The following is a 21988-nucleotide window of genomic DNA, read 5'->3' as shown; positions in this document are numbered from 1 at the left end:
ATATAGAGATAAGTGTGGGCCGGCACGTGCCGTGGGTCAAGCAATCGGGGTCAAAAGGTGGGGTTATTTCCCCGCGAGGGCTACAATTCGCGTCTTCGCCGAATCAGCAAAGGGTACCGACGTGGATTTCCGCTTCACCGAAGAACAGTTGATGATCCAGGACGTGGCGCGCCGCATCGCGCAGGAGAAGATCGCGCCTAGCGCCGAGCACCACGACCAGACCGGCGAGTTCCCGCTGGCGAACATCCGCACCCTCGGTGAAAACGGCCTGATGGGCATCGAAGTGCCCTCCGAATACGGCGGCGCGGGCATGGATCCGGTGTCCTACGTGCTGGCCATGATCGAGATCGCCGCGGGCGATGCTGCGCACTCGACCATCGTGTCGGTCAACAACTCGCTGTTCTGCAACGGCATCCTCAAGTTCGGCACCGAGGACCAGAAGCAGCTGTACGTGCGCGCGATCGCCGAGGGCCGCGAGATCGGCGCCTTCGCCCTGACCGAGCCGCAGTCCGGCTCGGACGCCACCGCGATGCGCTGCAAGGCCATCAAGCAGGCCGATGGCACCTACCTGATCAACGGCAAGAAGAGCTGGATCACTTCCGGTCCGGTCGCCAAGTACATCGTGCTGTTTGCGATGACCGAGCCGGACAAGGGCGCCCGCGGCATCACTGCATTCATGGTCGACACGACCCGCGCCGGTTTCCATCGCGGCAAGACCGAACCCAAGCTCGGCATCCGCGCCTCGGCCACCTGCGAGATCGAGTTCGCCGATTACGTCGCCCAGCCGGAAGACGTGCTGGGCGAGGAAGGCCACGGCTTCAAGATTGCCATGAGCGTGCTCGATGCCGGCCGTATCGGCATCGCCTCGCAGGCGATCGGCATCGCCCGCGCCGCCTACGAGAAGACCATCGAGTACGTGAAGGAGCGCAAGGCCTTCGGTGCGCCGATCGGCACCTTCCAGATGACGCAAGCCAAGATCGCCGACATGAAGTGCAAGCTCGACGCGGCCACGCTGCTGACGCTGCGCGCGGCCTGGCAGAAGGGCGAGTTCGAAAAGGGCGGCGCGCGTTTCAGCAATGAGGCCGCAATCGCCAAGCTGACCGCTTCGGAAGCGGCGATGTGGATCACCCACCAGGCGGTGCAGATCCACGGTGGCATGGGCTATTCGAAGGAAATGCCGCTGGAGCGCTACTTCCGCGACGCCAAGATCACCGAAATCTACGAAGGCACCAGCGAGATCCAGCGCCTGGTGATTGCGCGCAACGAAACCGGCTTGCGCTGAACAGGTTGACCCCGAGGGCCCGCACCAAAAGTGCGGGCCTGATTGCTTCGCCCCTCGTCTGACGTATTTGCACTAACCCCATCACGGACTGGACTCCCACGTTGCCATGAGCACCGCACCCAAAGCTCCTCGCAAAGCAGCCAAGACTGCCGCCAACGCCAACGCCAACATCAAGAGCGTCGCTGGCAAGAACGTCACCGCCACCAAGGCCGCGGCCGCCAACGGCAGCCAGGCCGTTTCGCTCGAGCCCATCCTCGCCGCCATGCGCAAGCGCCTGCCCAAGGCGCGCCACGGCGAAGGCGAGGCGTTCATCAATTCGTTCTATCGCCGCATGAGCGAGGACGAGTTGCCGCAACACAGCGCCGATGGCTGGGCCGCGCTGGCGGTCGACTTCCTTGACTTCGCGCGTGCACGCAAGCCGGGCACGGCGCTGGTGCGCCTGTTCAACTCGACGATCAAGAGCCACGGTTGGGAGTCCGCCCATACCGTGCTGCAGATCGCCAACGACGACATGCCGTTCCTCGTCGACACCGTGACCATGGCGCTGGCCGAGCAGGGCATCGGCGTGCACGTGCTGGGTCATCCGGTGGTGACCTTCCAGCGCGACAAGGGCGGCAAGCTCGTGGCGGTCGGCAATGGCACGCCGGAATCGCTGATGCACCTGGAGATCGACCGCCAGTCGGTCGACCAGATGCCGAAGATCAAACAGGCGGTCGAAGCCGCGCTGGCGGACGTGCGCGCAATCGTGCGCGACTGGAGCCAGATGCGCGACTGCATGCTGCAGGTCGCGGGCGAGCTGGGCTCGCGCAAGTTTCCCGCCGATCCCGCGGAGCGCCACGAGTCGGAGGAGTTCCTGCGCTGGGCCGCCGACAACCATTTCACCTTCCTCGGCTACCGCGAATACGAGGTGGTGAAGCAGGACGGCGACGAAGTCCTGCGCGCCGTCGACGGCACCGGCCTGGGCCTGATGCGTGGGCACGATGCGGGCAAGCCGCGTTCGGTGAAATCGCTTCCGGCGCACAGCGTCAACAAGGCTGGCGCGGATACCCTGATCCTGACCAAAACCAATGCGCGCTCGACCGTGCATCGCCCCGGTTACATGGATTACATCGGCGTGCTCGACTTCGACGCCAAGGGCAAGGCGGTGCGCGAGAAGCGCTTCGTCGGCCTCTATACATCGAGCGCCTACAACCGCCGTCCGTGGGACATCCCGCTGGTGCGACAGCGCCACGATCTCGTGATGCAGGAATCGGGCCTCGCGCCGAACAGCCACAGCGGCAAGGCGTTGCGCCACATCCTGGAGACCCTGCCGCGCGACGAACTGTTCCAGTCCACCGGACCCGAGCTGCTACGCACCGCCACCGGCATCCTCGGCCTGCAGGAACGCGTGCGCAGCAAGCTGTTCCTGCGCCGCGACCGCTATGGCCGTTTCTTCTCGGGCCTGGTGTACATCCCGCGCGACCGCTTCAACACCGACGTGCGCCGTCGCATCGAGGCGCTGCTCAAGCAGATGCTGCACGGCGAGTTCGTCGATACCAACGTCCAGCTCAGCGAATCGCCGCTGGCGCAGCTGCACCTCGTCATCCGTCCGAAGGCGGGCGAGGTGGTGGAAGTCGACAACGCCGCGATCGAAATTGCGCTCGCCGCGATCATCCGTAACTGGCAGGACGACCTGCGCGAGAAGCTGGTCGCCACTCACGGCGAAGAGCAGGGCCTCGCTTTCGCCAACCGCTATGGCCGCGCGTTGCCGGCGGGTTATATCGAGGAGGTCGGTGCCGAAGCCGCCGCCCAGGACATCGCCAACCTCGCCGCGCTGACCGGTCCGGACGACCTGCGCCTGAACCTGCGCCGCACGCACAAGGGCGTGGGTGGCTTGCGATTCAAGTTCTATCGCCAGGGCGACGACATCCCGTTGTCGGATGCGCTGCCGATGATGGAGAACATGGGGCTGCGGGTGATTTCCGAGCACCCGTACCGGCTCAATGTCTTCGGCCAGGTCTTCTACATCCAGGATTTCGAAGTCGAGACCACGGGGGCGGAGCTCGACCTCTCCAACCTCGACGTGAACTTCGAGGACGCCTTCGCCCAGATCTGGCGCGGCAATGCCGAGAATGACGGTTTCAACCGCCTGATCCTCGGCGCCAGCCTGTCGTGGCGCCAGGTCGCAATGCTGCGTGGCTACTGCAAGTACCTGCTGCAGGTCGGCGTGCCGTTCTCGCAGAGCTACGTCGAAGCCACCTTCGCGCGCTATCCGATCCTTGCGCGCCTGCTGGTCGAGCTGTTCGAGGCGAAGTTCGATCCCAGCACCGGCAACGAGAGCAAGGCCGAGATCAGGTCCGGCATGGAGCGCTTCGGCCAGCAGCTCGCCGCGCTCGCCAGCACCGACGCGGCCATGCTGGCAGCGGTGCAGCCCGTCGTGGAAGCCCGCGCCGGCAAGCGTGACGCGCAGCTCGAAGCCACGCGCGATGCGTTCAAGGGACTGTTGGATCGCGTGTCCAGCCTCGACGAGGACCGCATTTTCCGCAGCTTCCTCGGCGTCATCGATGCCACGCTGCGCACCAGCTACTACATCCAGTACAAGAACGGCGTGCGCGCCGATGGCGGTCCGGCGGACTACGTCAGCTTCAAGTTCGACTCCAGCAAGGTGCCGGACCTGYCCAAGCCGCGCCCGTACCGCGAGATCTTCGTCTACGGCCCGCGCGTGGAAGGCGTGCACCTGCGCTTCGGTCCGGTCGCGCGTGGCGGCCTGCGCTGGTCGGACCGCCGCGAGGACTTCCGCACGGAAGTGCTGGGCCTGGTGAAGGCGCAGATGGTGAAGAACACCGTCATCGTGCCGGTGGGCTCGAAGGGCGGCTTCTACTGCAAGCAATCCCCCAACCCGGCCGTTGACCGCGATGCGTGGTTCAACGAGGGCGTGGCCTGCTACAAGCGCTTCATCAACGGACTGCTCGACATTACCGACAACATCACGCCGGACGGCAAGATCGTGTATCCGGCCAATGTCGTGCGCCACGACGGGGACGATCCGTACCTCGTCGTTGCCGCGGACAAGGGCACGGCGACGTTCTCCGACATCGCCAACGGCATCGCGGCCGCGCACAAGTTCTGGCTGGACGATGCGTTCGCTTCGGGCGGTTCGGTCGGCTACGACCACAAGGGCATGGGCATCACCGCTCGCGGCGGCTGGGAGTCGGTCAAGGGGCATTTCCGCGCGATGGGCCGCGACTGCCAGAAGGAAGGCTTCACGGTCGTCGGCGTCGGCGACATGTCGGGCGACGTGTTCGGCAACGGCATGCTGCTGTCGAAGCACATCCGCCTGCTGGCGGCGTTCGATCACCGCCACATCTTCCTCGACCCGAATCCGGACGCCGCGATCTCGTTCAAGGAACGCGACCGCATGTTCAAGCTGCCGCGTTCGTCGTGGGACGACTACGACAAGAAGCTGATCAGCAAGGGCGGCGGCGTGTACCCGCGCTCGGCCAAGTCGATCCCGGTGTCGGCGGAAATCCGCGCCGCGCTGGGCATCGAAAGTGCCAATGGAAGCGGCGCCGTGACGGCGCTGAGCCCGAACGAGCTCATGAACGCCATCCTCAAGGCGCCGGTCGACCTGTTGTGGAATGGCGGCATCGGCACCTACGTCAAGGCGACCAGCGAAACCAGCCAGCAGGTCGGCGACCGCGCCAACAACGCGCTGCGCGTGGACGGCCGCGAGCTGCGTTGCAAGGTGGTGGGCGAGGGCGGCAACCTGGGCCTGACCCAGCTCGGCCGCGTCGAGGCCGCGCAGCATGGTGTGCGGCTCAACACCGACTTCATCGACAACTCCGCCGGCGTGGACACCTCGGACCACGAGGTCAACATCAAGATCCTGCTCAACGGCGAGGTGCAGAAGAAGAAGCTCACCTTCGACGCGCGCAACAAGCTGCTGGCGTCGATGACGGACGAAGTCGCCCACCTCGTGCTCGCCGACAACTACCGCCAGAACCAGGCGATCAGCCTGATGGAGCGGATGAGCGTGTCGCGCATGGGTTCCAAGCGCCACTTCATCAGCACGCTGGAATCGCAGGGCCTGCTCGATCGCCAGATCGAATACCTGCCCAGCGATGCCGAACTGGTCGAGCGCAAGTCGCGCGGCCAGGGCCTCACCCGTCCGGAACTGGCGATCCTGCTGTCGTACTCGAAGATCGTGCTGTTCCAGCAACTGGTCGAGTCCGACGTGCCGGAAGACCCGTACCTGTCGAAGGAACTGGTGCGCTACTTCCCGCAGCCGCTGCAGGACAAGTACGCCAAGGCGATGGAAGGCCACCGCCTGAAGCGTGAAATCATCGCCACCGCGGTGACCAACTCGATGGTCAATCGCATGGGCGCGACGTTCACCCTGCGCATGACCGAGGACAGCGGCCGCACGCCGGGCGAAGTGGCCAAGGCGTTCTCGATCACCCGCGAAGCGCTGGATGCGCGGAGCCTGTGGGCGCAGATCGACGCGCTCGACGGCAAGGTGCACGAGTCCGCGCAGATCGATGCGTTGCAGGTCATCTGGAACCTGCAGCGTTCGTTCACGCGCTGGCTGCTCTCGCGTCCGGGCGCAATTCCGGACATCGCCACGGCGGTGAGCCGCTACCACGATGGCTACAAAGACATCCGCGCCGGCGAGAACATCCTCGGCCCAGGGCAGCGCCCGGGTTATGAGGCCGCGATCCGCGACTGGAAGGCCAAGGGCCTGCCCGCGGACCTGGGTGGCCAGCTGGCTGCACTGCCGTACCTCGAGCCGTCGTGCGACATCATCGAACTGGCCCGCGAGCGCAAGATGAAAGTGGTCGAAGTCGCTAAGGTCCACTTCCGCCTTGGCGAGGCGCTCAACCTGCCGTGGCTGGTGACCCAGATCGAGGGCCTCGCCGTCGACGGCCGCTGGCACGCCGTGGCACGTGGCGTGCTGCGCGAGGAGCTGGCGACACAGCAGCGTGCGCTGGTGCAGCAGGCCCTGGCGATGCCGGGTTCGACGCCGGATGCCAAGGTGCGCACCTGGCTGGACCGCGACGATGCCTCGCTGCGTTTCACGCTGTCGATGCTCAACGAGCTGGCGGCGCAGAAGACGCTCGACTACCCGACCGCCTCGGTGGCGGTGCAGCGCCTGTCGCAACTGGCGGCGCGAGGGTGAGCGAACGCGCTTAGCCGATGCCTTATTAGCATCGGCTGCGTTGGCGAACGCCCGGCCGCGCCGCGATATGGTCAAGCAACATCGAAGGCGAACGCGCCGCAGCGCGCGATGAGGGAAAACCGGGGTGGCTTGCCGCCTCGGACGCACGCAGCCGATGTCCCGGCGACATCGGCTGCGTTTGTCGGCCCGAGCGAATGCTTGCCTCGTCACCTCCCCGCGGTATCCTCCGCCCATCGCAACGGAGCCGCCGATGACCGCGACGCCACGTCTCGCTTTCCTCGCCAGTCCAGCCGAAGAGGCGCAACGCGCGCTCGCGCAGATGACCGCGCGCTACGGCGAGCACGCGCCCGAGGATGCCGACGTACTGGTGGCCCTCGGTGGCGACGGCTTCATGCTGCAGACATTGCATCGCCACGCCGGGTTGTCGAAGCCGGTATACGGGATGAAGCTGGGCACGGTCGGTTTCATGATGAACCACCAGCGCAGCGAGGACCTGATCGGGCGCATCCACGCCGCCGAACCCGCCGTGTTGCGGCCGCTGGAAATGGTGGCCCAGACCGAGTCCGGGGCGACCGTCGGCTCGCTCGCCTACAACGAAGTCTCGTTGCTGCGGCAGACCCGCCAGGCCGCGCACCTGTCGATCGATCTCAACGGCCAGACCCGCCTGGATGAACTGATCTGCGATGGCGTGCTGGTTGCCACGCCCGCGGGCAGCACTGCCTACAACTTCTCCGCACACGGCCCGATCCTGCCGCTCGGCGCGAACGTGATCGCGCTGACGCCGATCGCCGCCTTCCGTCCGCGCCGCTGGCGGGGCGCCGTACTCAAGGCGGATACCGAGGTGCGCTTCCGCGTGCTCGACCCTTTCAAGCGCCCGGTCAGCGCCACCGCCGATTCGCATGAAGTCCGCGACATCGTCGAAGTCACCATCCGCGAGTCCCGCGATCGCACGGTCACATTGTTGTTCGATCCCGAGCACAACCTCGAGGAACGGATCCTCGCGGAGCAGTTCACCAGCGGGTGAGCCTGGCTGGCGGGCTGGTCTTGCCATCGTTGCAAGGCCAGCGGCGCCATTGCCGGCCGCGGACGCGGCCCTGTTCTTGATGGCGCCTGGTTGCAATCGCGGGTCGTCGCAACCTGCGCGACCGGGATCAGGGCAGAATAGGCGCATGCCCGACCGTGACGCCGATCCACTGATTGTCGCGATCTCCTCGCGCACCCTGTTCGACATGGAGGACAGCCATGCGCTGTTCGAGCGCGAGGGCATTGCCGCCTATGCCGACTTCCAGCGTGCGCACGAGGACGACATCCTCGAGCCGGGCATCGCCTTCCCGCTGGTGCGCAAGCTGCTCGCACTGAACGAGGGCGCGCCGCCCGAGGCGCCGCGCGTCGAGGTCATCCTGATCTCGCGCAATTCCGCGGATACCGGGCTGCGCATCTTCAACTCGATCGCGCACCACGGCCTGGCGATCAAGCGCGCCGCCTTCAGCAATGGAGCGGCACCGTATCCCTATATCCGGCCGTTCGGAGCGGACCTGTTCCTGTCCACGCATGCCGAGGATGTGCGCAGTGCGCTGGCCGCAGGAATCGCGGCGGCCACGCTGCTGCCGGCGAAAGCCCCACTGCAGCGCCATGACCAGCTGCGTATCGCCTTCGACGGCGATGCAGTGATCTTCGACGACGAGGGCGAGCGTGTGTCGCGCGAGGGCGGACTTGCGGCCTTCACCGCGCACGAGCGTGCGCACGCCGGCGAGCCGCTGTCGGGCGGGCCGTTCCGCGGTTTCCTCGATGCCTTGCATCGGCTGCAGGCGGCGTTTCCCGCGGGCCAGGCCGCGCCGATCCGCACCGCCCTGGTGACGGCACGATCGGTACCGGCCCACGAGCGCGTCATCCGCACGCTGCGCGAGTGGGGAATCCGCCTGGACGAGGCACTATTCCTCGGCGGCCGCCCGAAGGGGCCGTTCCTGGAGGCGTTCGGTGCCGACATCTTCTTCGACGACTCCGAGCACAACATCGTGTCCGCGCGCGACCACGTCGCCGCCGGCCACGTGCCGCACGGAGTCGCGAACAAGCCTTGAAGCGTTGGTGCCGCGCCGCGGCGTCACCCTCCGATGAATCGCAGCGGCACCGCCGCCGCATCGCGTCCTTCCAGGTGCGCGCTGACGCGCTCACCCTGGCGTTGGAACACCACATCCACGCGCCGGTTATCCACGGCGATACGCCGCACTGCCACGTAGTCGATGCCCGTCGGCAGCATCGGGCGCTCAACCCGGATCTCCCCGCGCCAGCCATCGATCTCCAGGCCGAGGCAGGCCTGCAACAGCATGGAGGCCGAGCCCGCCGCCCATGCCTGCGGCAGGCAAGCCACCGGATAGGCGACAGGGGTGGAACCCTGCGCGCGCGGAAAACCGCAGAACAGTTCCGGCAGGCGCAGGTCGAAGTGCACCGCGGCTTCGAACATTCCCCGCAGCAGCCGCACGGCCGCGGCGCGATCGCCATAGCGCGCAATGCCAGCGGCGCAGAGCGCGGTGTCGTGCGGCCAGACCGAGCCGTTGTGGTACGACATCGGGTTGTAACGCGCTTCGCCCGACGCGAGCGTGCGCAGTCCCCAACCGGTGTGGAACGCGGGCGTCAGCAGGTTCGCCGCGACCGACGCCGCGCGCTCGGGTTCCGGCAGGCCGGCGAAGAGCAGGTGGCCGGGATTGCTCGCACGCACACGGCAAAGCTCGCCATCGCCATCGACGGCGATGCCGTAGAAGCCGAACTCGCTCATCCAGAAACGGTTCTCCACCGCTTCGCGAATGCGCTCCGCGCGCTCCTGCCAGTGCATGGCGACATCGACGTCGTTGCGGCGTTTCGCCAGGATCGCCATCGCGCGGAACGCGGCATAGGCGTAGCCCTGGACTTCGACCAGCGCGATCGGACCCGGTGGAAAGCGGCCATCGGCATGGAAGACGGAATCCTCGCTGTCCTTCCAGCCCTGGTTGGAGAGCCCGGTCTCCGAGCCACGCGCGTAGTCGAGGAATCCGTCGCGGTTGGCATCGCACACCCGTTCTATCCATTCCGTCGCCGCACGCAGCGCAGGCCACAGCCGTTCGATGAAAGCCAGGTCGCCCGTGCGTTCCGCGAAAGCGCCGGCAAGCGTGACGAACAGTGGTGTCGTATCGACGCCTCCGTAATAACGGCCGAATGGCAGCTCGCGCGTCGCCGCCATTTCGCCCTTGCGCGTCTCGTGCATGATCTTGCCGGGGGCTGCATCGAGGAACGCCGATTCTTCCTGGGCCTGGTGGTGTGCGAGGAAGGCGAGAACCCCGCGTGCGATGCCGGGATCGAGCCATAGCGTCTGCAGTGCCGTGATCACCGCATCGCGGCCGAACGGCGTCGAGAACCAGGGGATGCCCGCGTAGGGATACGGACCGGTTTCAAGTTCACTGGTCAGCAGGGCCAGGTCGGCGCGCGACTTGTCCATCCAGGCATCGAACAGCGGTCCGCCGCTGCGGACCTGGCTGCCGCGGCGCTGGCGGGTGCGCATGGCCACGCGCGCCTGCACCGCTCCGTTACGGAAGTGCTTGGACGACGGGGATGCAGCCGCGGTAAGGCCGCATTCGATATGCACCTCCTCGCGAGCGCCGGGCCCGAGCTCCAGCAGGAACTCGGCCATCTCCTCGGACAACAGTGAAGGTTGCCTCGAGAACGACAGCACCGACGACCGCCAGGCCTGGTCCAGCCCCTGATAGCGGAAGTGCACGGCGTCGGGAGTGGGGTCGACCGCGCAAAGTTCACCGCGCGCCGCACGCACGCTCCCGCGCACTTCGAACATGTCGCGGAAGTCGGCGGCGAACCAGAGCCGTAGCGGCAGCCGGACGACGTTCTGGCCATAGTTCACGCAGGCGATGCGTTCGTACAGGCGGTCGCCCCGCAGGAAGCGTTCCCGCTGCAGGTGGATCACACCCTGGGCCGCGGGACTGCCGCCGAGCGGTGGCAGGGGGCGGTTCGTGAGATGGGCCACGAACATGACATTGTCGCGGCTCACCGAGGCGCTCAACAGCGCGGGCTGCGACTCGCCCAGGCGCAGGCTGAAGCGCGAGAGCAGCCGCGTGTCGTTGTGGAAGAAGCCATCGCTGCCGCCCTCGATATCGCCGGCAGCGTTCGCCACGATGAAGCAGTCGCCGTCCTTCAGGACGTACGAGAGAGCGCTGCTCGCAATGGGTTCCATGCTCAGGCCGTGCGCACGCGTTCGGTATTGCCGCTATGGAGCAGTTGCTGATAGAGCGACACGTAGTTGTTCGCCATGACCTCGGCGGAGAAGCGGCGTTCGAATACTTGGCGGATGCGCCTTCGATCGAACCTGGCGACTTCGGCGACGGCCGCAACGGCGGCATCTTCGGTATCGACGATGCGGCCGGTGACACCGTCCTCGATCACTTCAGGCACGGCACCACAGGGCCAGGCTACCACCGGCGTTCCGCAAGCCATCGCTTCGATCATCACCAGCCCGAACGGCTCGGGCCAATCGATCGGGAACAACAATGCGATCGCGTTGCCGAGGAAGGCGCCCTTGTCGGCATCATTGATTTCACCAATGAATTCGATCAATGGGTCGTCGAGTAGTGGTCGGATCTCGTTGGCGAAGTAGTTGCGGTCGGCAGCGTCGACTTTGGCCGCCAGTTTCAACGGAATGCCAACGCGCTTGGCAATCGCGATCGCGCGCTCCGGGCCTTTCTCCGGCGAGATTCGACCCAGGAAAGCCAGGTATTGGCCTTCGGGCCGTGGCGAGAACGGTAGCAGCGACGCGGGTATGCCGTGTTGCACCGTGCCAAGCCAGCGTGCGAAACGCAGGGGTTTGCGCTGGTGGTCGGAGATGGATACCAGCGGATACTTGGGCCAGCGCCAGTACGCGTTGGACAGGTCCTTGAGGTCGAGGCGGCCGTGCAACGTGGTGACCGTGCGATCGGCGATGTCCTCGAACATCGGGAAATGGATAAGGTCGACGTGGAAGTGCAGCACGTCGAAGCCATGCGCACGTCGACGCACTTCATGCAGCATCGCCAGGTGCGCCGCAAGATCGGATTTCAACGGTTCCGGATCGAGCCGGATCGCCTGGTCGCGCACGGGTACCAGCGTTGCACGCGTTTCCGCTTCCGCGCTCGCGAACAACGTGACGTCGTGGCCAAGATCCGAAAGCGCATCCGAGAGATAGGCGACGATGCGTTCGGTGCCACCGTACAGCTTTGGCGGAACGGCCTCGTACAAGGGGGCAATCTGGGCGATCTTCATGGGGAGCTACAGGGTCAATGCAAACCCGATCGTGCCTCCTGCGACGTAGAGGCAGTGTGTCGACGGCAGAAGATGAATATGCGCACCGCCTGYGGAGCAGCGCACGGACCTGGCAGTGCCGAGCATGGATGCGCCTGATGGCGCCCCCCGGAGAGCGATGGCCGTCGCCGGAAAATGCACCAGAAACGATTACGTGGATGTAAAAATCAGCTGCCGTCCGTCGGCGTTGCCTCGACGGCCAAGGGAAGTACGACCTCTGTTACTCTCCAGGCGAAGCCGCGTCGCGCGAGCACGAACACCACGGGATCGCCATCCGCATTCTTCACCGTGGCGGTGAAGCGGGAAGGCGATTCAAACGCATAACGTGCGCCTTCCAGCGGATCGCGTGGTGCTGGAAACCTCGCCCCTGCGCTGGCCGCTCAGCCGGTGCCAGAAGTTGCGGCCTTCCATGACCGCAGCGAGGCCCGCAGGTGTCGCCAGTGCATCGACGATGCCGTCCGTTGCGCCACTCGCCAACTGCAATGCCACGGCGCCGAACAGGTTGGCCTGCATGTCCGGTCCAGCCCGGCGCACGACGTAATCGTCGACCTGCTGCCTGAGGCTGGCGCGCAGTGCGGGGAAGTCCACGTATTGCGACAGCTTGGCGGCGTTCTGTTCCTGTATCGCGCTACGGATGGCGTGGATGGTGAGGAAGGGGCCTGCGGCGATCCAGCCCGCGATGGCCAAGAGGATGACGACGACCAGGACCAGCCACTTCTTCATGCGCGGACTCCGCGGTGCCTGCATCCAGCATACCGCGTCAAAAAAGCGGGATCGCCTGCGACCTGCAGTCCATCGCCACGCTGCCGGTTCGTCGGCGCCTGCATGACAGCAGGGTCAGAATTCCAGGTCGAGCGCAGCGCAGAGGTAATCGACGAAGGGTGCGAGGCCGGCCAGGTCGGTTTCGATCGTCTTGCGCAGGCGCGGCCCGGCCATGGTGGCGTCGTCGATGGCGCGGAACGCGGCGAAATTTTTGCGGCGCAGGTCGTCGGCGAACTCGAAGTCCTGCGGGAAGCCACGCGGCATGCGCGTCAGCATCTCGTCGTCATCGAGGTCGAACCGCCGGCGGAAGCTTGCGCCGTGCGCGGCTGCCTTCCAACTGCCCGGGTTGTCGATGATGAAATGCCGGATACGGCGCAGTGTTTCCGGCTGCGGATGCCACACCCCGGCGGCGACGAAGCAGTTTCCCGGCTGCAAGTGCAGGTAGAACGCTGGCGCCTCTACCTGCTTGTTGCGTGCGTGGAACAGGCGCGCGCCCTGCCAGTTCTTGTACGGTGTCTTGTCGTTGGCAAAGCGCGTGTCGCGGTGGATGCGGAAAAGCGAGCCGCCGTTGCCCTTGGGCTCGGAGCGGTAATGCTCGCTGACCTGTGCCAGTGCGGGTTGCAGGTCGGTGAGCAGGCTCAGGAACGGCCCGCGCACGTGGGCCTCGTAGTCCGCCTTGTGTGCCAGGAACCATGCGCGCTCGTTGTTGCGGGCAAGGCCGCGCAGGAACTTGAAGCTGGCGTCGGAGAAGTAGGTGGCCATGGAAGGATTTTACGGAACGCCGGCCGCCCGCTGTCAGGCGAGGCTTGCCTCGATCTCCAGGCCCCAGGTGTCCAACTGGTCCAGCAGCACCTGCTTGGCACCGTCACCGGCGTTTGCCGTCCGCAACGCCGTGATTTCGGCGCGGAAAGATTCGAAGCTGTATTCGGACAAGCCGCCTCCATCACGCAGGCGCCGGCGGCGGTAGTCGTTCCATTGCGCCCGTTCATCCGTCGACAGCGTGTCCGGCCAGTTGCGGGCGCGATAGCGGAAAAGGAGTTCCGGCAGGCGCGCATCGCGGAAACCGAACGCCTTCATGCCCAGGGCCTGGGGCGGGGTGGCGCGTACTTCCGCGAACACACGCTTGTCGCCGTCGCCCATGAAGCCGTCATAGAGCGAGGCATCGACATCGGAGGGGACGCGGTCGCGTTCCCGGGAGAACACCTGGCGGACTTTCTCGGCCAGCGCTGGACCCGCCGAGCGCAGCATCGCGGCGCGCTGTGCTACTTCGGCGCTATCGATCCGCAGGCGCGCGAAGTCGGCAGCGCGCAGGTGGTCCCATGCGACGAGCGCCGGGCAGCGGTTGAGGTGGATTTCCTTGAGCGCGATGCGTTCCTCGCCTTCGGGCAGGTCGGCCGCGGGTGTGTACAGGCGATCGGCGATTTCCTGCGGCGACAGACGGAGCAGGGCGGACGGGTCCTGTCCCAGGTCGAACACGATCACCCGGTTGTCGATGCGCGGATGCCGGGCCAGCGGCGCGACCGGTGCGGCGCACAGGCGGCTGGCGGGGAAGCGCTGTGAGACATGCAGCACCGGCGTCATCGAGGCAACATCGATCAGGCTCCCGGCGAAACGCTTGTCGCGCAGCTTCAGCGCGTATTCCCACAGTCGGGGTTGCGCCTGCTTGAACCTGCGTGCGAGCCCGATCAGCGCGCGCACGTCCGACAACGCTTCGTGGGCGTCGCCCAGGCGAACGCCGTTGGCTTCGGCCAGGTGCTCGAGCTTGAAGGAGGTCGAGCCGTCGTCGCGCTGCGGCCAGACCAGGCCCTCGGGTCGCAGTGCGTGGGCCAGGCGCAGCACGTCCAGCAGGTCCCAGCGGCAATTGCCGCTACGCCATTCGCGCTCGTAAGCGTCGTAGAAATTGCGGAACAGGCCATGGCGAACGAATTCGTCGTCGAAGCGCAACGAGTTGTAGCCCAGGGTGCAGGTTTCGGGACGTGCCATTTCATCGAAGATCAGGGCGAATGCCTGCGCTTCGTTCATTCCCTCGCGCAGTGCTGCCTGTGGCGCGATGCCCGTGATCAGCGTGGCGGCCGGCGAAGGCAGCAGGTCGTCAGCGGGCCTGACGAAGATGTTGACCGGCTCTTCTGTTTCGTTGAGGTCGGCATCGGTGCGGATTGCCGCGAATTGCGCGATGCGGGTGGTACGCGGGTCCGCGCCGAAGGTCTCGAGGTCGTAGAACAGGAAGCTGGCAGGCATGGGCGACGCTATAGCGCGGGCCGGTCTCAGGGGCTGAGAACGGCGCGACAGGAAGAGGGGCGGCTGGCCGTGGAAGTCAGGCTTCCACCGGCAAGGGCTTCAGGCGCTCGCGGACGACGGCATCGACCGCGCCCCAGTCCAGCGTGTCCAGCGACGCATGGCCCCGCGTCAGCTCCACCAGCAGCTCGCGCTGCAGCTGCCCACGCTCGAACGCCATCGCGTACGGGAGGCGACGGAACGTCACCATCGCGTAGCGCGGCACGAAGCGGTCGGGGTGGCGTTCGGCCAGGGTCCGCTCGAGCGCGCGTTGCAGCAGGTAATCCTCGTCGTCGACGCGGTCGCGCATCTCCAGGTAGTTCTCCAGCGCCATCTGCTGGATTGCGCGCGCGTTCGGCAGGCGCTCGTCCTGGAAGGCGGCGAAGGCCGCGGCGCGATCCGCGTTGCGCTCCAGGTGGTTCGCCAGCGCCACGCAGTCCTCGAAAGCGCAGTTCATGCCCTGGCCATGGAACGGCACCATGGCGTGCGCGGCATCCCCGAGCAGCACGGCCCGATCGTCGATCCGCCAGTTGTCCAGGTACAGCGTTGCCAGCAGGCCGGTGGGGTTCTGTTCGAAGTCGCGCTGCAGGTTCGGAATCAGCGGCACCGCATCGGCGAAGTCGCGTTCGAACAACGCCCGAGCATCCGTGCCATTCCTTACCGTCGCGAAGCTGGGATCGCCTTCGTTCGGCAGGAACAGGGTGACGGTGAAGGTGTGTTCGTCGTTCGGCAATGYGATGCACATGTAACGGCCGCGCGGCCAGATATGCAGGGCGTTGGGCTCGATGCTGAATCCGCCTTCGGCCGACGGCGGAATTTCCAGTTCCTTGTACGAATGGCCGAGGAATTCGGTGCGCTCACCCAGGTCGGCCACGTTCATCATCGCGGCGCGCAGGGCAGACCCGGCGCCGTCGGCGCCGACCAGCGAATCGAAGGCCGTTTCATGCAGGCTGCCGTCGCGGTCGTCCCTGAAGCGTGCGGTGCGGCTGTCGAAGTCGACGTCCGCCAGGCCGCGCTGGAAGTGCAGCGTGGCCCCTGCGCCCTCGGCGAGGTCGAGCAGGATCAGGTTGAGCTCGCCGCGATGCACCGACCAGATGACTTCGCTGTCGTCCTTGCCATAGCGCTGCAGGTCGGTGCGGCCATCGAGGAAATGCACCATGCGGCCGCGCATCATCACCGCCTGCGCCATCACTTCGTCATCGCCACCGGCCATGCGCAGTGCATGGCGGCCGCGCTCGGCCAGCGCCAGGTTGATCGAACGGCCGCCGCCATAGCCCTGCAAGCGCGGATCGCCACGTTTTTCGTAGACATCCACCTTCCACCCGCGCTGCGAGAGCAGGGTGGCCAGCAGCGCGCCGGCGAGGCCGGCTCCGACGATCGTGATGCGACGTTCAGCCATGACGCCAGTTCTCCACGGCCTGCGCGAAGCGAAGCACGTCGTTGTGGGTGTTGTAGAGCGGGGCGGGGGAGATGCGGATCACGTCGGGTTCGCGCCAGTCGCCCAGCACGCCGTTGGTTTGCAGGTATCCGAACAGGGCGCGGCCAGCGCTTCTACCCGTCATGCCCCGGCCACCGATGACGCGCAGCGAAAGCTGGCAGCCGCGCTGCTGCGGGTCCGCCGGAGTGACGATCTGTAGCGTTTCGCCCAGGCGCGCGTTGATCAGTTTTTCGAGGTAACCGGTCAGGCGCCGCGAACGCTCGCGCAGTGCCTGCATGCCGACCCGGTCATACAGTTCGAGCGAGGCGCGCAATGGTGCCAGTCCGAGGATCGGCGGATTGCTCAACTGCCAGCCATCCGCACCCGCAGTCGGGACGAACTGCGGCCCCATGCGGAAACGCGTGCTGACGTCGTGGCCCCACCAGCCGGCGAAGCGCGGCTTGTCGGTACTGGCATGGCGCTCGTGCACGAAGCAGCCGCCCACGGCACCCGGACCGGAGTTCATGTACTTGTAGTGGCACCACACGGCGAAGTCGGCATCGCTGTCATGCAGCTCGAGCTGCAGGTTGCCGACGCCATGGGCCAGGTCGAAGCCGCACTTCGCGCCCTGCGCATGCGCGAGGCGCGCGATTTCCTTCAGGTCGAACGCCTGCCCGGTGCGGTACTGCACGCCCGGCCACAGCACCAACGCGAGGCGATGGCCATGCTCGGCGATGGCGCGCGCGATCGCGGCCATCGAGATGGTGCCGTTGGGTTCGTCGGCCTCCAGTTCGATCAGGTCGGTATCGGGATCGAAGCCGTGGAACAACACCTGCGATGCGACCGCGTGGCGATCGGAGGGGAACGCCCCGGCTTCGATCAGGATGGCGGGGCGCTCGCGCGTCGGCCGGTAGAAACTGACCATCATCAGGTGCAGGTTCACCGTCAGCGTATTCATCGCCACGACTTCCGACGGCAGGGCGCCGACGACTCGCGCCAGCGGCTCGCGCACCAGTTCGTGGTACGGCATCCACTGCGCGTTGCCGGTGAAGTGGCCCTCGACGGCTTCCATCGCCCACTTGTTCAGCACTTCCTCGACGTGGGCACGCGCGCCGCGCGGCTGCAGGCCGAGGGAGTTGCCGCAGAAGTAGGCCTGGTCGTGGCCTTCGTGTTTCGGGATCAGGAACTCGTCGCGCAGGCCGCGCAGTGGATCGGCGGCGTCGAGTGCGTCGGCGTGGGCAAGGGAAAACAGATCGGTCATCGTGGGCTCGTGCGTGTCCGCACTGGTTCGTTCGAAGCGAAGCGACGCTTCATTCAGGGCGTGACGTCGAAGCGGGCCTTGGACAGGCCCAGCCATTCCAGCGCCGTGCCGTGGTAGAGGCGTGCCTGCTCGGCCTGGCCCAGTTGCAGGGCTTCGATGCCCGCGCCCGGGGTCTGCTCGCCGAGCGGGAAGGGGTAATCGGTGCCGAGCATGACCCGCGAAACGTCGCAGGTGTCGAGCAGGTAGCGCAGCGCGCGGGGATCGGCGACCCAGGAATCGAAGTAGAAACGTTCAAGGTACTCGCGCGGGTTGCGCGGGTTGTCGGTCGCGACCAGGTCGGGGCGCATGTTGAATCCGTGTTCGATCCGGCCAATGGTGTACGGGAAGCTGCCGCCGCCATGCGCCAGGCAGATCTTGAGCTTCGGCAGGCGCTCCATCACGCCGCCGAACACCAGGCAGCACGCCGCGCGCGACTGCTCCGCCGGCATGCCCACCAGCCAGGGCAGCCAGTATTTCGGCATGGACGGCGTGCCCATCATGTCCCAGGGGTGAACGAGGATCGCGGCGCCCAGTTCGCTCGCCGCCTCGAAGAACTCGAACAGCTCCGGCGCGTCCAGGTTCCAGTCGTTGATGTGCGAACCGATCTGGACGCCCTGGAGGCCGAGCTGGTCCATGCAGCGTTCCAGCTCCTGCACGGCCAGTCGAGGCGACTGCAGCGGCACCGTGCCAATGCCTGCGTAGTGGCGCGGGTAACTGCGGCAGGTGTCGGCCATGTGCTCGTTGAGGGACTGGTGCAGTTCCAGCGCGTGCTGCGGCTTCGCCCAGTAGCTGAACATCACCGGCACCGTGCTGATCACCTGCACCTGCACCCCGAAGCGGGCGTAGTCGTCGATGCGTTCCTGCGCGTCCCAGGTCTTGGACCAGATCTCGCGGAAGAACTTGCCGTCCTTGTAGATGCGATGGCGGCCGTCGTCGGTATGGTGGATGACCGGAAAACGGTCGTCGCCGTACTTGCGCGCGAGGTCGGGCCAGTCGCGCGGCAGGTAGTGGGCGTGGGTGTCGATCTTCAGCATCAGGCAACTCGGGTGTGCGGCATCACGTATCCGCCATTACGTACTTCGACGGCGCTGGATTCAGGTGCCCGCAACTGCGGCAGGTCCGGTGTTCGCGCGAGGAGTAGAAATGGTCGAATACGGCGGGGAAGTCGGTTTCGATGTTCTTCAGCGGGAAGAACTCTTCGTACAGTTTTTCGTTGCACTGCTCGCAGAACCACTGCAGCCCGTCCAGTTCATGCGGCAGGCGCTTGCGTTCGATTACCAGGCCGATCGAGTCGGGCATGCGCTGCGGCGAATGCGGGACGCGTGGCGGCAGGAGGAAGGTTTCGCCTGCCTTGATCGGGATGTCGCGCACGGCACCATCTTCCTGGATGCGCAGCACCATCTCGCCTTCGAGTTGGTAGAACCATTCCGGGCCTTCGTCCCAGTGGTAGTCGGTGCGCTGGTTCGGACCGCCCACCACCATCACGATGAAGTCGCCGTCGTAGATGCACTTGTTGCCGACCGGCGGCTTGAGCAGGTGGCGGTGTTCCTCGATCCAGGCTTGCAGGTTCAACGGGGCGGGCAGCATGGGCTTAATCCTGGCTGTTGTCGGCACGAACCACGGCGGTGCACTTGAGTTCGATCGCGATCGGCGTCGGCAGTGCGGTGATCCCCAGCGTCGTGCGGCAAGGCGCAGTGTCGATGTCGGGGAAGTATTCGGCCCAGACCGTGTTGTAGGCCTTGAAGTCGCGCGCCATGTCGGTGAGGTAGACGGTCACGTCAACCAGGTCCTCCCAGCAGGCGCCGCTGGCTTCGAGCACAGCGCGTACGTTGGCGAACACGGCCTGGGTCTGTGTGGTGATGTCGTAGCTGCGCACGCGGCCGTCGGCAAAATATTCATTGCCGGGAATCGCATTGGTCGCCGGATCGCGCGGGCCGATGCCGGACAGGAATAGCAGGTCGCCCACGCGGCGCGCGTGCGGGTACGTGCCGACAGGCTTGGGCGCTGCGCTGGCCCGGATGACATCGCTCATTCGTCTTCTCCGCGCTTTCCGCTCAGCCGCTCCAGCGCGGTTTCGTAGGCGCCGGCGAGTTCCTCCGGCGCGGATACGTCCATGCCCATGTTGCGCACGCGGCCGTCGAGCAGGCTGTACACCCAGCCGTGCACGGACAACGGCTGACCGCGCGCCCAGGCGTCCTGCACGATCGTGGACTGGCAGACGTTGACTACCTGCTCGATCGCGTTCAGCTCGCACAGGCGGGCATGCTTCATCGAATCGGTTTCGACCTCGTCTAGCAGGACCATGTGTTTCTGGGCGACATCGCCCACGTGCCGCAGCCAGTTGTCGGCCAGCCCGACGCGCCTGCCGGTCAGGCTGGCATGCACACCGCTGCAGCCGTAGTGGCCGACCACGAGGATGTGCTCGACCTTGAGCAGGTCCACGGCGAACTGGATCACCGACAGGCAGTTGAGGTCGGCGTGCACCACGACATTGGCGATGTTGCGGTGGACGAACACCTCACCCGGCGCCAGCCCGAGGATCTGGTTGGCGGGTACGCGCGAATCAGAGCAGCCGATCCACAGGTACTTCGGCGCCTGCTGCTGCGAAAGGCGCTTGAAGAACGCGGGATCTTCGCGGCGCACGCTGTCCGCCCACTCGCGGTTGTTGCGCAGCAGTTCGTCGAGTGTCGTCATCGCCGCGAGGCTCCGGTGGTTGCAGGCGCAAGGGCAATGCCCACGTTCTTGGGTTCGGTGAAGAAACGCATGGCTTCCATGCCGCCTTCGCGACCGAGTCCGGAAGCGCCGGTGCCACCGAAGGGCGTGCGCAGGTCGCGCATCAGCCAGGTGTTGATCCACACCATGCCGATGCGCAGTTGCGCGGCGACGCCATGGGCGCGACCCAGGTCACGTGTCCACACCGAGGCCGCGAGGCCGTAATCGCCGGCATTGGCCAGCTGTACGGCTTCGTCGTCGTTGTCGAAGGGCTGCAGTGTCACGACCGGGCCGAAGATTTCCTCGCGGTTGCTGGCGCAATCCGGGCCGAGGTTCTCGATCACGGTCGGTGCCACGAACCAGCCCGGGCGATCCAGCGCGTTGCCACCGCACAGCACATGGCCGCCTTCGTCGCGCGCGCGTGCCAGGGCGGCCATGACCTTGTCGAAATGGGCCTGCGACACCAGTGGCCCGAGGTTGTTGTCCTCGTCGATCGGGTCGCCGACACGCAGGGCCACGGCGCATTCGACCAGCGCATCGCGGAATTCGTTGTAGATGCGGCGCTCGACCAGCATGCGCGAGCCGCACAGGCAGATCTGGCCGCTGTTCTGGAAGGCGGAACGCACGATCGTATCGAGCTGCGCGCGCCAGTCGCTGTCGGCGAATACCAGGGTCGGGTTCTTGCCGCCGAGTTCCAGCGAAACCTTCTTGAGCAACGGCGCGGCCATCGTGGCAATGCGCTTGCCGACGGCGGTGCTCCCGGTGAACGAGATCGCCTTCACGTCGGGGTGCGTCACCAGGGGTTCGCCCACTTCCGGCCCCAGCCCGTGCACGATGTTGAGCACGCCTGCCGGGAAGCCGATTTCGGCCGCCAGTTCGCCCAGCATCGTCGCTGTCACCGGCGTGACTTCGGACGGCTTGGCGACCACGGTGTTACCCGCGGCCAACGCCGGCGCGATCTTCCAGGTGAACAGGTATAGCGGCAGGTTCCAGGGAGAGATCGTGGCGACGACGCCCAATGGCGAACGCAGCGTGTAGTTCAGCCCGGCCTGGCCATGGTGCGACTCGCTGGCGAACTGCGTGGCGGCGTGGGCAAAAAAGCGGAGGTTGGCGATGGCGCGGGGGATTTCGACTTCGCGTGCCAGGCGGATCGGCTTGCCGCCATCGCGCGATTCGGCGTGGGCAAAATCCTCCAGCCTGGCTTCAAGCGCGTCGGCGAGCTTTTCCAGCCAGCGCGCGCGTTCCGTGGTGGGCAATGCCGACCAGGCAGGAAACGCGCCCTGCGCCGCGGCGATGGCGGTTTCCACGTCGCCGGCGGTGCCGCGGGCGACTTCAGCAAAGGGTTTCGCCGTGGCCGGATCGAATACTTCCAGCCAGCGGCCATCGGCCGCTTCGTGCGATTTACCGCCAATCCAGTGAGTCAGACGCATCCGCCAAGCTTAACCGGCCGGGCGTATCGACGGCACCCCACTCAACGTGGGGGGATGGCCTGGGGTTCGTGATATTCGATGCCGATTCGCACGCCATCGATGCGGGCCACGCGGGCGGGAACGATCACCGCGCTGGTTTCCGTGTCCTGGTAGAAGAACAGGCGGACGACTTCGTCCTCCCGCAGTTCGCAGCCGTCCGGGCGGAAAACGCCGCAGCCGCCCTCGGACAGATCCAGCAGTTGCGCGAACCAGGCCGACTCGCCGCGCACGATCATCACGCGTGAGGCGTAGGGCACGCGGTCGCCGTCACGGCGTTCGCTCGGGGCTATGGCGTTCATGG

17 protein-coding genes are annotated in these 21988 nt (G+C 66.2%); 4 read left to right on the top strand and 13 right to left on the bottom strand.

The genetic code is table 11. The annotated features are described in order from the left end of the window. The first annotated feature begins 85 nt into the window (after positions 1-85). From ACXJJ9_RS12935 to ACXJJ9_RS12920, 4 genes are all read left to right on the top strand, one after another. On the top strand, positions 86-1282 hold the full coding sequence (locus tag ACXJJ9_RS12935) for an acyl-CoA dehydrogenase family protein (RefSeq protein WP_457097721.1): 1197 nt from the start codon (positions 86-88) through the stop codon (positions 1280-1282). 106 nt (positions 1283-1388) lie between these two features. Next, entirely contained in the window at positions 1389-6437 is a 5049-nt protein-coding gene (locus ACXJJ9_RS12930) for an NAD-glutamate dehydrogenase (protein WP_457097565.1), read from the top strand. Between the two features lie 250 nt (positions 6438-6687). Continuing rightward, positions 6688-7461 carry an NAD kinase gene (locus tag ACXJJ9_RS12925; protein WP_457097564.1) on the top strand — a complete coding sequence of 258 codons (774 nt, stop codon included), beginning with the start codon at positions 6688-6690 and terminating at the stop codon, positions 7459-7461. 145 nt (positions 7462-7606) lie between these two features. Beyond that, the gene (locus tag ACXJJ9_RS12920; protein WP_457097563.1) at positions 7607-8515 is read left to right on the top strand and encodes a 5'-nucleotidase; all 909 of its coding nucleotides are present in this window, start codon (positions 7607-7609) and stop codon (positions 8513-8515) included. Between the two features lie 23 nt (positions 8516-8538). On the opposite strand, the gene ACXJJ9_RS12915 is transcribed toward ACXJJ9_RS12920, so the two are convergent. From ACXJJ9_RS12915 to ACXJJ9_RS12855, 13 genes are all read right to left on the bottom strand, one after another. Continuing rightward, positions 8539-10653: an amylo-alpha-1,6-glucosidase gene (locus ACXJJ9_RS12915; protein WP_457097562.1), complete on the bottom strand. Its 2115-nt coding sequence runs from the start codon at positions 10651-10653 to the stop codon at positions 8539-8541. Between the two features lie 2 nt (positions 10654-10655). Then, a complete protein-coding gene (locus tag ACXJJ9_RS12910; protein ID WP_457097561.1) occupies positions 10656-11714 on the bottom strand; it encodes a glycosyltransferase family 4 protein in 1059 nt (352 codons plus the stop codon). Between the two features lie 351 nt (positions 11715-12065). Continuing rightward, the gene (locus ACXJJ9_RS12905; protein ID WP_457097560.1) at positions 12066-12476 is read right to left on the bottom strand and encodes a DUF2939 domain-containing protein; all 411 of its coding nucleotides are present in this window, start codon (positions 12474-12476) and stop codon (positions 12066-12068) included. 114 nt (positions 12477-12590) lie between these two features. Beyond that, positions 12591-13277 carry a DUF2461 domain-containing protein gene (locus ACXJJ9_RS12900; protein ID WP_457097559.1) on the bottom strand — a complete coding sequence of 229 codons (687 nt, stop codon included), beginning with the start codon at positions 13275-13277 and terminating at the stop codon, positions 12591-12593. 33 nt (positions 13278-13310) lie between these two features. Continuing rightward, positions 13311-14753 (bottom strand): exodeoxyribonuclease I, encoded by a 1443-nt coding sequence (gene sbcB / locus ACXJJ9_RS12895; RefSeq protein ID WP_457097558.1) that lies wholly within the window; start codon positions 14751-14753, stop codon positions 13311-13313. Between the two features lie 76 nt (positions 14754-14829). Continuing rightward, positions 14830-16188, bottom strand: a complete 1359-nt coding sequence (locus ACXJJ9_RS12890; RefSeq protein ID WP_457097557.1) for an FAD-dependent oxidoreductase — start codon at positions 16186-16188, stop codon at positions 14830-14832. Next, entirely contained in the window at positions 16181-17467 is a 1287-nt protein-coding gene (kynU, locus tag ACXJJ9_RS12885; RefSeq protein WP_457097556.1) for a kynureninase, read from the bottom strand. The genes ACXJJ9_RS12890 and kynU overlap by 8 nt, the downstream gene beginning before the upstream one ends. Before the next feature lie 53 nt (positions 17468-17520). Then, positions 17521-18540, bottom strand: a complete 1020-nt coding sequence (locus tag ACXJJ9_RS12880) for an amidohydrolase family protein (protein ID WP_310052814.1) — start codon at positions 18538-18540, stop codon at positions 17521-17523. 22 nt (positions 18541-18562) lie between these two features. Beyond that, on the bottom strand, positions 18563-19093 hold the full coding sequence (locus ACXJJ9_RS12875; RefSeq protein ID WP_457097555.1) for a 3-hydroxyanthranilate 3,4-dioxygenase: 531 nt from the start codon (positions 19091-19093) through the stop codon (positions 18563-18565). Positions 19094-19097: 4 nt separating this feature from the next. Next, positions 19098-19538, bottom strand: coding sequence for a RidA family protein (locus tag ACXJJ9_RS12870; RefSeq protein ID WP_457097554.1), 441 nt, complete (start codon positions 19536-19538; stop codon positions 19098-19100). Then, complete coding sequence (can, locus tag ACXJJ9_RS12865; protein WP_457097553.1) at positions 19535-20200, bottom strand: carbonate dehydratase; 666 nt, start codon at positions 20198-20200, stop codon at positions 19535-19537. Before can ends, ACXJJ9_RS12870 begins: the two co-directional genes overlap by 4 nt. After that, entirely contained in the window at positions 20197-21648 is a 1452-nt protein-coding gene (locus tag ACXJJ9_RS12860; protein WP_457097552.1) for an aldehyde dehydrogenase, read from the bottom strand. Before ACXJJ9_RS12860 ends, can begins: the two co-directional genes overlap by 4 nt. Before the next feature lie 41 nt (positions 21649-21689). After that, complete coding sequence (locus tag ACXJJ9_RS12855) at positions 21690-21986, bottom strand: PilZ domain-containing protein (RefSeq protein ID WP_310052806.1); 297 nt, start codon at positions 21984-21986, stop codon at positions 21690-21692. Between the last annotated feature and the right edge of the window lie 2 nt (positions 21987-21988).

It is taken from the genome of Lysobacter sp. P5_B9 (assembly GCF_054049835.1).
Note: the sequence above shows the minus strand (reverse complement) of the source record. Positions and strands in the feature narration are given on the sequence as shown.